The following is a 12,750-nucleotide window of genomic DNA, read 5'->3' as shown; positions in this document are numbered from 1 at the left end:
CGCATGACTGTGAACACCACTGAGACCGCTCGCGAGGTCTGGTTCCTGACCGGCAGCCAAGGCTTGTACGGCCCTGGCACCCTCGAGCAGGTCGCCGAACAGTCTCAGGCGGTGGCCAAGCGTCTCGTCGACGCCGGCCTGCCCGTAGAGATCGTGTGGAAGCCGGTGCTGCTCGATGCCGAGGCGATCCGTCGGCAGATGCTCGACGCAAACAGCGCGCCGGAGTGCGTCGGCGTCATCGCATGGATGCACACGTTCTCGCCGGCGAAGATGTGGATCGCCGGACTCGACGCGCTCCGCAAGCCGCTGCTGCACCTGCACACGCAGGCCAATGTCGCGTTGCCCTGGTCAACGATCGACATGGACTTCATGAACCTCAACCAGGCCGCGCACGGCGACCGGGAGTTCGGCTACATCCAGTCCCGGCTGCAGGTTCCGCGCAAGACTGTGGCCGGGCATGTCGAGTCGCGGAACGTCCAGGAGCGAGTCGGGCACTGGGCCCGCGCGGCGCTCGGTGTCGCCGAACTACGGTCGCTGAAGCTCGCGCGCTTCGGCGACAACATGCGCGACGTCGCCGTGACCGAGGGAGACAAGGTCGAGGCGCAGCTGCGGTTCGGCGTATCGGTCAACACCTACAGCGTCAACGAGCTCGTCGAAGCGGTCGACGGTGTCACCGGTGCCGAGGTCTCAGCCCTGGTGGAGGAGTACGCCGACACGTACGCCGTCGTACCCGAGCTGCTGCCCGACGGCGACCGGCACGAGTCGCTGCGCTACGGGGCACAGATCGAACTGGGCCTGCGGTCGTTCCTGACCGCTGGTGGGTTCGGAGCGTTCACCTCCAACTTCGAGGATCTGGGCGGGCTTCGCCAGCTGCCCGGTCTGGCCGTGCAGCGGCTGATGGCCGACGGCTACGGATTCGGCGGCGAGGGCGACTGGAAGACCTCTGTGCTGCTGCGTGCCAGCAAGGCGATGGCCGACGGGTTGCCGGGCGGCACATCCTTCATGGAGGACTACACCTACCACCTGGTGCCGGGGGAGGAGAAGATCCTCGGCGCGCACATGCTCGAGGTGTGTCCGTCGCTCACGACGGCCCGCCCGTCGCTGGAGATTCATCCGCTGTCCATCGGCGGCCGCGAGGATCCCGTCCGGCTGCGCTTCACTGCCGATCCGGGTGACGGTGTCGTGGTGGGGATCGCCGACCTCGGCGACCGCTTCCGGCTCACGGCGAACGTCGTACACCTCGTCGAGCCGGACGAGGCGCTCCCGCGGCTGCCGGTCGCTTGTGCGGTGTGGAAGCCCGAGCCGTCCTTGTCCACCTCGGCCGAGTCGTGGCTGGTTGCCGGGGCACCGCATCACACGGTCCTGAGCACGGCCCTCGACCGGGAGGTCTACGAGGACTTCGCCGACATGCTTTCCGTCGAACTGGCCGTCATCGACGCGTCGACCACCGTGCGGGAGTTCCAGCGTGAGCTCCACTGGAACGACGTCTACCACCGGCTCAGCAGGGCAGGCGCCCGCTGACACCGGTTGCCGGGGCACGCGAGACGGAGTGGCCGCGCGCCCGCCGTCGATCTGCGCCGTCAACAACCCGTGATGACTGCTGAAGTCCCGCAAGGGACGGATGCGACACTATGGTGAATCGCGTGGTGATGGGTGTCGACGGAGGAGTGTGGAGCGCATGGCTGGCAGGGCTCCCACGATCGCCGACGTCGCCAGGGTCGCCGGAGTGTCGGTGCCCACCGTGTCGCGTGTTCTGACCGGGGCGATTCCGGTGAGCGCGAAGCGGCGGGAGCTGGTCGAGCGGGCAATCCAGGAGCTCGGGTACCAGCCGAACGCGGCGGCGCGGGCGCTGGTGAGTGGGACGCGCTCCATGGTCGCGGTACTCGCTGCGAACACGTCGCGCTACGGCTATGCCAAGACCGTGGAAGGTATCGAGGAGGCGGCGCGGGCGGCGGGTTACATGGTGGTCATCACCGTCGTCGAGACTGCGGAGCAGGACGCCGTCCGGACAGCCGTCGCGATGGTCCTCAGCCATTCCGTCGCCGGTGTGATCGTGCTCGACTTCGACGAGCCGGGCCACGCCGCGCTCACCGCTCTGCCGCAGTCAGTGCCTGTCGTCGTGGCGGCCGCCGCCCAGTCCAGGGCGATCAAGCTGCCGCGCGCGTTCTTGGCCGACCAGCGTGGGGCCAGGGAGGCGACGGCATACCTCCTCGGCCTCGGCCACGAGACCGTTCATCACATCGCCTTGCCGAGTTCGGGCAGACGCGGCGGGCGCACTGCCGGCTGGAGTGCCGCGCTCCAGGCGGCGGGTATCCGCCCGCCGAAGCATTTGACGACGACGTGGAATCCGCTCGACGCCTACGAGCTCGCCAAGTCGCTGGCGGCAGACCCCTCGGTGACGGCCGTCCTCGCGGGCAACGACGAGGTGGCCGCCGCCGTCCTGCGCGCGATGACGGAGCAGGGCCGCAGCGTTCCAGGCGACGTGAGTGTCGTCGGTTTCGACGACCAGCCGATCGCGTCCCTGGTGACGCCGGCACTGACCACTGTTGCGCAGGACTTCGCCGAGCTCGGACGGCAGAGCTTCACCTTGCTCGAACGCTCGATCAACGGCCAGGAAAGTCAGCAGACAGTCAGCGTTCCGACGCAGCTGATCATCCGTGCCAGCACGGGACCCAGGCGCGACTGACCCTCGGGGTACCCGGACCTGACGCTGTGTCACGGAATCCCTGCTGACACAGAAATGATATCGCTATCAGAAATCTGCTCCGGCCTCTTGCGCTCCGGTCTGATCAACGTTTTCATAGCCGAAACACGATCGACCACTGGAGCGGGTTTTGACCTCGATCAGCATGGCGGGCACCGGCAGCGGCCTCGTCCTCACGGCTTCCTGGCAGGACACCGTTCCCGCCACCCTGACGGTTCGTGCGCCGGGCCAGGGTGACGGTGCGACTCCGGAGCGACCGTTGGTCGAGGTACTGACCTCGAGGCACGGACGTGACTGGGCGGGTCCGCGGTACGTCGCAACGAGCGTCGGGCAGCGGTTGCGCTATCGCAGCCACGAGCTGACCTCGTCGGGAAGCTGGCAGACGCTGTCGCTGACACAGACCGACGCCGTCACCGGCCTCGACGTGACGTCGTACCTGTCGATCCATGACGAGCACCTGGCCGTGCGGAGTTGGACGAGCCTGTACAACAACGCTTCTGAGCCGGTGACCCTGCACGCCGTGTCCTCGCTGATGTTCGGTGACTTCGGTGCCGCCGACATCGACCAGATGTACCTGTTGCGTGGGCGCAGTGACTGGTTGGCGGAGGGCAGGTGGTCGCGGGAGCGGCTGCGCGACGCGGGACTGCCCGATCTGACCACGCCGGGCCGGCCGTTTCGTACCCGCGGCTGCATCGAGGCGAGCAGCCTGTCGAGTTGGCCGACGGCACAAGAACTGCCGACGGCCGTCATCGGCGACGACAGCACCGGTACCCACTGGTCGTTTCAGATCGAGCACAACGGCGGCTGGCTGTGGCAGGTGGGGGAGGTTCCCGACGGCCTCTACCTGGCTCTGTTCGGTCCGACCGACGAGCATCACGGATGGCAGCTGGAGTTGTTGCCAGGGGCCACCTTCGAGAGCGTGCCGGTCTCGCTGGCGATCGAGGGCGACGGCACACTCGACGCCATCACCGGGTTCCGCCGAGCGTCGCGGGCGCCCGGCGGCGGGCCGGGTCTGCCGGTGGTGTTCAACGACTACATGAACACCGTGATGGGCGACCCGAGCGCAGACGTCCTGCATCCGCTCATCGACGCGGCTGCCGACAGCGGCGCGGAGTACTTCGTGATCGATGCGGGCTGGTACGCCGACAACGGTGACTGGTGGGACGCGGTGGGGGAGTGGCAACCGTCGACCCGGCGTTTTCCCGGCGGAATCGGCGAGGTCCTGGAGCACATCCGCCGCCGCGGGATGGTGCCGGGACTGTGGCTGGAGCCTGAGGTGGTCGGAACGAACAGCCCGATGGCGCTGAAGTTGCCGGACGCCGCGTTCCTGCAGAGGGGCGGAGAGCGCGTGACCGAGCACGGCCGCTATCACCTGGACTTCAGCAGTGTGCAGGCTGTCGATCACCTGAACGAAGTCGTGGACCGGCTCGTCAACGATCTCGGCGTCGGCTACTTCAAGTTCGACTACAACATCCGTGCCGGGGTCGGCTCGGACAGCGTTGCCGCCAGCGCGGGTCACGGGCTGCTGCGTCACAACCTCGCCTACCTCGCGTGGATCGACAGCCTGCGGCAGCGTCATCCCCAGCTGATGCTGGAGAACTGCGCCTCCGGCGGTATGCGGCAGGATTTCGCCACAGTTTCTCGGTTCGACCTGCAATCGACGTCGGACCAGGAGGATCTGTACGCCTACGCCCCGATCGCGGCGAGCGCACCGATGCTCATCCTGCCCGAGCAAGCAGCCAACTGGGCCTACCCGCAACCGGACATGACCGACGACGCCATCGCCTTCACGTTGTGTACGGCGATCCTTGGCCGGCTGTATCTGTCGGGCTGGCTCGACAAGCTCAGCGACGACCAGCGCCTGATGGTCGCCGCCGCGGTCCGGGCCCACCGGGAGCTGCGCGACAGCATCCCGCACTGCCTTCCGTTCTGGCCGACGGGGCTGCCGCGATGGACGGACCAATGGATCTCGCTCGGGCTGAGGGACGTCGGGGGAGACGCTCTCTATCTCACTGTATGGCGTAGGGACACAGAGCCGGGCCAGGTCGACCTGACGCTTCCACCTGCACCGGACGGGATGCGGTGGGACTACCCGTCGGCCGTCTTCCCGGTCGAGTCGCCGCTGCGGATCGAAGGCGAGCCGTCGGGCGGAACGCTGCGCATCGTCGACGTACGCGGCTCGCACGCAGCCAGGGTGGTGAAGCTGAGATCGGTGCCCGTCGAGTAATCCCGTCCGCGCCTTCCGGCGTACTGCATCACCATCAGACCAGCAAGGAGTTCTCGTGAGAAGAAGAGTCGGCTCGGCCGTCCTGGCACTGGCGTGCCTGGTCGGAGCAGCGGCCTGCACCAATCCTGGCACCGGCAACGACCAGACCTCGGCGGCGGTGACCTGGCCTGCGGAGACCGAGAAGCTGGACGGCGTCACCTTGACCATCTGGGCAGCGCAGAACAGCAACACGATCCCGAAGGCCGTCATCGGCGACTTCCAGGCCGCGACCGGCGCGAAGGTCAACGTCGTCACGATTCCGGATCCCTACGAACAGGGCGTACAGACGAAGGTTGCCTCCGGCGACAAACCCGACCTGGCCTTCTGGCAGCCCACCGCGTCGCAGCTGACCGCTCTGAACGCCTCGACCAACCTGCAGGTCCTGGACGGGGCACCGTGGGTCGACAAGTTCAAGCCGGCGTTGCGCGACATCACCGGCATGCTCGACGGCAAGCGCTACGCCGCGCTGATCTCGAGCCCGGCGGTGGAAGGCGTCTACTACAACAAGCAGGTGCTGGCGAAGTACGGCGTCACGTCGTTGCCGAAGAACTTCGACGAACTGATCGCCACCGCCAAGACGATCAAGGCCAAGGGCGGTACGCCGTTCTACGAGATGGGTGGCGACCGGTGGGCCACCCAGTGGTGGGTGCAGGTGCAGCTGGCGGATGCCGCCAAGGCCGGTCTGTGGGACAAGGTGAACAAGAACGAGGAGAAGTTCACCGACCCGACGATCCTCAACGCGATCAAGAAGTACAAGGAACTGGTCGACCAAGGCCTGTTCAACTCCAACATCACCTCGGCCACCTTCGACGACCAGGGCAAGGCGCTGCTGGCCGGTGACGCCGCGATGGTGATCCAGGTGAACTCGTTCTTCAGTCAGCTGCAGGCGAAGGCCAAGACCGACGAGCTGAACCAGAAGATCGGCTTCTTCCCGATCTCGCCGAGCGGCAACGTCGGCACGTTCATCCCGGACCAGTCCAACGCCCTCGTCGCGTTCAAGACCGGTGACGCCAAGAGGGAGGCCGCAGCCCGTCAGCTGATGTCCTTCTGGCTCGGGTCGGAGTACCCGAAGTTCCTGGCCGACCAGAACACCGTCTCGCTGGAGACCGACGTCCCGTCGCCCGGCACGGTGCCGGACGCGCTGAACTCGGTCAGCGACTCGCTCACCACCGCGGTCGGATCCATGCAGGCGCTGGCCGTCGCCAACCCCGACCTCTACCTCAACCTCGCGAACATGCTCGGCGGCAAGATGACGCCCGAGCAGGTGGCCTCGACGACGCAGGCCCAGTTCGCTCAGCTGGCCAAGGCCATGGGTACGTCGGGGTTCTGAGCACCCTGCCGGCCCCCGACCAGCGGAAGCGACTGTATTGATGAGTGTGTCCTCGATGATCGATCCGGCCGGTGTCACCGGCACTGCGACCCAGCCCCCTCCTGGGCGCAGTGCCGGCCGGCCGCGACCGGCGCAGCCTTGGTGGTTCCTGGCGCCGGCGTTCGCCGTCCTGATCGTGTTCTTCCTCGTCCCGACGTTGTACAACCTGATCTACGCCTTCACCGACTGGTCGAGTTTCAAGACGGCGATCAATCCGGTCGGCCTGGACAACTTCCGCGCCCTGCTGGGCAACGGAGTGCTGCTGACGGACCTGCGCACCACGGTGATCTACGCCGCGCTGGTGGCCCTGTTCCAGAACCTGTTCGGCCTCGTACTCGCGCTCCTCCTGGAGGCGGACACGAGACTGAACCGGTTCGCGCGGGTGATGTTCTTCATCCCGGTCGTCATGTCCGCGCTCGCGGTCGGCTACATCTTCCAGGCGTTGCTGAAGCCGAGCGGTGCGCTGAACTCGGTCCTCGGCTGGGTCGTCGGCCACGAGGTGCAGCACGCGTGGCTGGCCGACAGTTGGACCCTGCTGTACGTCGCTTTGATCCATTCCTGGAAATGGATGGGCCTGGCGATGCTCATCTACCTGGCGGGTCTGAAGACCATCAGTGTCGACGTCCTCGAGGCAGCGCGGATCGATGGCGCCGGCGCGTGGCAGACCTTCCGCCGGGTACGGTTCCCGCTGCTGGCGCCGGCCGTGACATTCAACGTGGCCACGGCGCTGCTCGGCTCGATGAACAGCTTCGACATCGTGCAAGCCACCACCGGCGGCGGCCCCGCTCAGAGCACCGAGATCCTGAACATCTTCATCTACCGCACCTTCGGCCAGGGTCTCTTCGCACAGGCCACGACGATGAGTCTGGTGCTCCTCCTGGTCATCGCGCTGATGGCCTTCCCGACCATCTGGCTCCTCCGGCGACGGGAGCAGGCACTGTGAGCACATCCATCACGTGGCGGGTGGTTCGTCCCGGCATCGTCGTCGCACTGTTGCTCGGCCTCCTCGGCGTACCGCTGTGGCTCGTCTTCATCACCTCGGCCAAGAGCCGGGGCGACGCGCTGAGCCCGAGTCTGGCGCTGCCCCGCGACGGTTGGCACCTGGCCGCCAACTACTCGGAGGTCTTCACCGAGGGCAGAGTGTGGAAGGCGTTCTTCGGCAGTCTGTCGATCGTGCTTCCGTCGACGGTCCTGCTCTTGTTGCTCGGAGCAATGGCCGGGTGGGTGCTGGCGCGGCGCAGTGGGCTTGTCATCGCTGTGCTGTACGCGATCGGTATCAGCGGCATCGTGCTGCCGCCCGCGGTGATCACACTCGTGCTGCTGCTGCGCCAGTTGTCGATCGACGGCACGCTGACCGGCATGGTGCTGGTCTACACCGGCATCTACATGTCCACCTCGATCTTCTTCATCACCGGCTTCATCCGCACCATCCCGGCGGAGCTGGAGGAGGCCGCCCGCGTCGACGGTGCCGGTCCGGTGCGGATCTTCGTCACCATCATCCTGCCGCTGCTCCGCCCGGTGCTCGCCACCGCGACGATCCTGATCTGCCTGTACATCTGGAACGACGTCTTCTACGCCTTCTTCGTCATCGGCGGGCGCAAGGACACCCTGCCGCTGAACCTGTTCCAGGTCGCGAGTGCAGGCCTGTACCTCAACAACTGGCACCTGATCTTCGCGTACGTCGTACTGATGAGCCTGCCGCTGCTCGTCGTCTTCGCCGTCGCTCAGCGGCGGATCATCTCCGGCATCACCGGCGGCGCTGTCAAGTAGGTGCGCTCAACCCACTTCAGAAGGAGACTCATGCCCAGAGACTCACGACCGAAGCACCACCGACCGAGGCCGGCAGCCGCCGCGACCGCACTCGTGTCTGCGCTTGCGCTGACGATCGGGGCCGTCACGGCCCAGCCTTCGACCGCGGCCGCCACAACGGAGACGTTGGCGGTCGACTTCTCCCAGACCACCGGCGACTTCCGCGGAGGGGCGAGCGGCACCCTGTACGGTCTCGGCGACGACGGCGTGCCCTCCCAGCCCGTGCTGAACGGCGCCCACGTCACCAATACGTCCCAGAAGCCTCCGGACGGAGCGCAGCACCCCAACGGCGACGTACTGGATGTCGAGAAGTCCTTCTTCGCCGGCGCCGGCAAGGATCTCCTCGTCTACGTTCCGGACATGTACCCGGACTGGCCCTACAACAAGGGAAAGCGTCCCGGCGACGACAACAACGACGGCGTCTGGGACTACCTGCCGATCATTCGTCAGGTCGCGGAGACGATCGCCACGACGTCGGCACATCCGAAGGACATCGTCTTCGTGCCCTTCAACGAGCCCGAAGGGCCTTGGTACCCGGTCGGCGACTGGGCGAACCAGAAGGACCTCTTCCTGGCGGACTGGTCAGCTGCGTACGACGCCATTCAGGCCGTGTACGCCGAGCACGGCCTCGGCCACGCCAAGATCGGCGGGCCTGGCTGGTACGCCTGGCATCAGCAGCCCAGCGCGGATCTGCTCGCCTACGGGAAGGCGCACAACCAGCTTCCCGACCTGTTCATCTGGCACGAGCTCGGCACCCAGAACCTCGCGACCTTCCGCGGCAACTACACGCAGTACGAGGCTCTCCTGACCAGTCTCGGCCTACCGCGGATCCCGGTGAACATCACCGAGTTCGGCATGCTGCGCGACATGGGCACCCCCGGTCAGCTGGTGCAGTGGATGTCGATGTTCGAGGACGCGAAGGTCGATGCCGAGACCGCCTACTGGAACTATTCCGGCAACCTGTCGGACAACAGCTCCCGCAACAACGGCGGCAACGGCGGCTGGTGGATGTTCAAGTGGTACGGCGATCTGGCCGGTACCAAGACGGTCAAGGTCACCCCGCCACGGTTGAACGCCGTCGACACCCTGCAGGGCATGGCCGCCGTGGACACCGTCAACAAGAAGGCAACGGTCCTGTTCGGTGGCGGCAGCCAGGACGTGAACCTCAGCCTCACAGGCCTCGATCCCCGCAGGTTCGGGAACACCGTCGACGTCACCGTCCGGGCCGACCGGCTCAACGGGGCCGAAGGTGCGTCGCTGCAACCGCCCGTCGTACTGTCCGAGCGGGTTGCCGTAAGCAACGGTCAGCTCCAGCTCACTGTGCCGAACAGCGACCGCTACTCGGCCTATCAGGTGCAGATCACGCCGGCGATCGCGGCACGGCAACCCGTCTCGACGGACCTGGTGAGCAGCGTCGAGGCCGAGAACACCACAGTCTCCAACGCCACCGTCTACTACGAGGACCCGACTCGTGAGTGGTCGTTCATGGCGTCGAACTCTCGCGACGTCGGCTCGTTCAACCAGGCCGCCTCCAGCGCGACCTGGTCGGTCACTGCCCCGCACAGCGGCTCGTACCGACTGTCGATCCTCGCCGGTACCAACGGAGTACCAGGAAAGCACGCGCTCTTCGTCGACGGTGTGTTCGCCAAGATGATCGACTACTCCGCGGGCCTGCACTGGACGTACCGGGGAACGACCGACGTCCCGCTCACCCTGAGCGCCGGCACGCACACCCTGTCCGTCCGCGGATCGAAGGACGGCACCACTCGGCTTCCCGGGCTCGACATCGTCCTGGACCGCTTCGACCTCTACGACAACGGTGCAGGGGAGAACGCCGTCTATCCCGCTGTCGACGCGCGGCTCGCGGGTGGGGCGAAGCTTGCCTACTCACAGGCCGGTACGTCGGGATACGCCGCGCTGAGTGGACCCGGTACCGCGACCGTCTTCGCGGCGACGGCAGCGACCGGGTACTACGACATCACCACGCACTTCGCCACGACCAAGGCGCACCGCCGGCTCAAGTTGACGGTGAACGGGCGACCCGTCGTACTGCCGGAGGTCGACGCTGTCGGCTCGTGGGCAGCCACTGCCCGGGTCTACCTGCCCCAGGGCATCAACGAGCTGACCGTGAGCGCACCAGCGGGCGATGTCCTGCTCGGTGATGTGGCCACGTCGCGAGGTGCTGCTCAACTGGCGGCGGAGGCTGATCCCGCCAACGTCCGTCGAGTCGAGGCGGAATCGCTGACACTCGCCGGAACCGCCGCTGTGGAGAGCTTGCCTGCCGCAACGGGTTCGAACGGCTCGGCTGATGTCGCGGGTGTCGTGCACGACGTCATCGACGTCGGCAAGGGCAGCGGGAACACCATCACGATGGCCCGGCCACAAGGCTTCGGCGCGGGTCAGTACCAGCTGGTCTTCTCGGCCGCCAACGCCGACAAGTCCGATCCGATCAACTACAACCCCCAGGTGATCAGCCGCTTCCTCGACGTGTCCGAGGCCGGCGGTTCGACGGTCCGTGGCGCTTTCCGGCACAACTATTCGTGGAACAGCTTCTGGGACAAGACGATCCCTCTGACGCTCGTCACCGGAACGGGCGCGCTGACGATCGGCAACCCCACTGGTCCCGCACCACACCTCGACACCGTGACGCTGGCGAAGTTCGCCGCGGGAAGGGCGACGATCTCCGCCGTACGGTGAAGCGCGGAGGCAGCAGCGGTCAGCGGGGCAGTTTGCGGGTCTCGATCAGCTGCTGGGCGACGTCGCGCAGTTTGGTGTTGGTGTCCTGGGAGTAGCGCCGCAGAACCGCGAACGCCTGATCATCGTTCATGTCGTAGCGTTCCATCAGGATCCCCATCGCCTGTCCGACCAGCTTGCGGGCATCCACCGCCTGGGCCATGGATACTTCATGCCGGGCGGTGGCCACCGCGACCGAGGCGTGCCGGGCCAGGATGTGCGCGATCGCCTCGTCGTCGACCGTGAACGCGTTCGGCTCGGCGTTGTACAGCGACAGGACGCCGGTCGTGTGTTCACTGATCTTCATCGGGACGTGGAGCGCACTTCCGATCCCGGCGCTCGCGGCCGCGATGTGCCAGCGTGGCCAGCGGTCGTCGGTCGCGACGTCGGGAACGGTGACGGTGTGGCCGGACAACGCCGTCAGCATGGGACCCTGCTCGGTCTCGATCTGGATCCGGTACAGCGTCTCCACGATCGGATCGGTGATCGCCCCGACCTCTGCGCGGCCGCCGCGGGCTGCGAGCGCGACGCCGGCATGTTTGCAGTTGGCCGCCTGTAACGCGAACTGCACGATCGCTTCCAGGGTTTCGTCCACTCCGGCAGCATCGTGCAACTCCAGCGCGAACTGCGCGAACGAACCGGCGTCGAACACCTGGGCGGGTTCTGACAGGGCCATCTCGGTCTCCAAGCGGGATGCGGTTGTCGGGTGATGCACCCCGGTGGCAGAACCCCACCGATGCCGTGGTGCTAGCTCTGGTCTCGCATTTCTTCGTTGATCCGCAGGGCTTCTGCGAGCTGATCTTCCAAGATGATGATTCGGCAGGCCGCTTCGAGAGCGGTGCCCTGGTCGACGAGCTCACGGGCCCTGGCCGCCAGTCGCAGTTGATAACGTGAGTAGCGGCGGTGACCACCGTCCGAACGCTGCGGGGTGATCAGTTTCGCCTCGTCCAGGCTGCGCAGGAAGCCCGGCGTGGTGTCGAGCATGTCTGCCGCCCGACCCATGGTGAACGCGGGGTAGTCGTCATCGTCGAAGCTGGCCGGCCCGTCTGCCGGATCTGAACTCATCGAAGTCTCCGTGTGCGTCTGGGGTCATCGAGCCTCCGCGCCGAAGAAGCCCCGGTGCGCTCGCACCGGCGCCTGGGGTGGTGAATTGGCAATCCCGTTGACTGCGTACGTCAGGTTCGATGTTCTTCTCTGTCAGCACCAGGAAGACTACCTCGGCCGACCCGCAATGTCTATGGTCGCCACCATAGATATTGCGAATCGGCCGAGGTAGGTTCAGCGGCTCGTCGTGCGCTGCCTCAGAGGTCGCCTTCGCTTTCGACCTTCTTCTTCAGCTCGTCCTTCGGCAGTCCCGAGGTGCCGGAGATGTCCGCGTTCGAGGCCTGCTGCTGCAGTTGGTCGCGGGTCATGTCCCCGGGTTGCTCACCCAGGTGCTGCGCGCGGCTGGCCGCGAACGCATCCGCGAGCTCGGTACGCCGTTGCGCGGACAGGTTCGCGCGCATGCCGGGCAGAACCTTGGTCTCCTCCTCCTCGACGTGATGCGAGATCGCGTCGACGAGGTTCTGCAGGACCTTGTCGAAGCCGGCCGAGGCCGGATCGGTCTCGGCGAGCTTGGCCAGGAGTTGGTCGGCTTCGATGTGCTCCTGCTGGCTGTGCGAGACCTCTTCCTTCTCCCCGGCCTCCGAGGCCGCGACCGGGTAGACCTCGGCCTCTTCGGCGCGGCTGTGCGCGGTCAGGAGAGTGGTGAGCACAGGAAGCAATGTCGGGCGCTTCTCCGGGTGGTCCTTGAGTTCGTCGAACAGGCGCTCGACCTCACGATGGTCCTGCATGATCAGATCGACAACGTCTGCCGGCATCTCGGTGTCC

Annotated in this window: 10 protein-coding genes; 7 read left to right on the top strand and 3 right to left on the bottom strand. The window is 66.5% G+C overall.

Features of this window, described 5'->3' with window-relative positions; all coding sequences use genetic code 11:
* Positions 1-9: 9 nt before the first annotated feature.
* The 7 genes from araA to E0H45_RS17635 all read left to right on the top strand — a co-directional run bounded on the left by araA (position 10) and on the right by E0H45_RS17635 (position 10,845).
* Positions 10-1,521, top strand: coding sequence for an L-arabinose isomerase (gene araA, locus E0H45_RS17665; protein WP_420323335.1), 1,512 nt, complete (start codon positions 10-12; stop codon positions 1,519-1,521).
* Between the two features lie 157 nt (positions 1,522-1,678).
* Positions 1,679-2,686, top strand: a complete 1,008-nt coding sequence (locus E0H45_RS17660; protein WP_202872372.1) for a LacI family DNA-binding transcriptional regulator — start codon at positions 1,679-1,681, stop codon at positions 2,684-2,686.
* Between the two features lie 148 nt (positions 2,687-2,834).
* Positions 2,835-4,931: an alpha-galactosidase gene (locus E0H45_RS17655; RefSeq protein ID WP_131338578.1), complete on the top strand. Its 2,097-nt coding sequence runs from the start codon at positions 2,835-2,837 to the stop codon at positions 4,929-4,931.
* Between the two features lie 55 nt (positions 4,932-4,986).
* Positions 4,987-6,300 carry an ABC transporter substrate-binding protein gene (locus E0H45_RS17650; RefSeq protein WP_131338576.1) on the top strand — a complete coding sequence of 438 codons (1,314 nt, stop codon included), beginning with the start codon at positions 4,987-4,989 and terminating at the stop codon, positions 6,298-6,300.
* A gap of 55 nt (positions 6,301-6,355) precedes the next feature.
* Positions 6,356-7,282 carry a carbohydrate ABC transporter permease gene (locus E0H45_RS17645; protein ID WP_131338574.1) on the top strand — a complete coding sequence of 309 codons (927 nt, stop codon included), beginning with the start codon at positions 6,356-6,358 and terminating at the stop codon, positions 7,280-7,282.
* The gene (locus E0H45_RS17640; protein ID WP_238155066.1) at positions 7,279-8,109 is read left to right on the top strand and encodes a carbohydrate ABC transporter permease; all 831 of its coding nucleotides are present in this window, start codon (positions 7,279-7,281) and stop codon (positions 8,107-8,109) included. The genes E0H45_RS17645 and E0H45_RS17640 overlap by 4 nt, the downstream gene beginning before the upstream one ends.
* Positions 8,110-8,139: 30 nt before the next feature.
* Complete coding sequence (locus E0H45_RS17635) at positions 8,140-10,845, top strand: carbohydrate-binding protein (RefSeq protein ID WP_131338572.1); 2,706 nt, start codon at positions 8,140-8,142, stop codon at positions 10,843-10,845.
* A 19-nt stretch (positions 10,846-10,864) separates the two neighbouring features.
* Here E0H45_RS17635 and E0H45_RS17630 read toward each other — a convergent pair whose 3' ends face one another.
* The 3 genes from E0H45_RS17630 to E0H45_RS17620 all read right to left on the bottom strand — a co-directional run bounded on the left by E0H45_RS17630 (position 10,865) and on the right by E0H45_RS17620 (position 12,740).
* Complete coding sequence (locus E0H45_RS17630; RefSeq protein ID WP_131338570.1) at positions 10,865-11,557, bottom strand: GAF and ANTAR domain-containing protein; 693 nt, start codon at positions 11,555-11,557, stop codon at positions 10,865-10,867.
* A 71-nt stretch (positions 11,558-11,628) separates the two neighbouring features.
* A complete protein-coding gene (locus tag E0H45_RS17625; protein ID WP_131338568.1) occupies positions 11,629-11,946 on the bottom strand; it encodes a MerR family transcriptional regulator in 318 nt (105 codons plus the stop codon).
* Between the two features lie 236 nt (positions 11,947-12,182).
* Entirely contained in the window at positions 12,183-12,740 is a 558-nt protein-coding gene (locus tag E0H45_RS17620) for a hemerythrin domain-containing protein (RefSeq protein WP_131338566.1), read from the bottom strand.
* Positions 12,741-12,750: the final 10 nt, after the last annotated feature.

Source organism: Kribbella soli, from assembly GCF_004331345.1.
GTDB classification, from domain to species: Bacteria; Actinomycetota; Actinomycetes; order Propionibacteriales; family Kribbellaceae; genus Kribbella; species Kribbella soli.
Note: the sequence above shows the minus strand (reverse complement) of the source record. Positions and strands in the feature narration are given on the sequence as shown.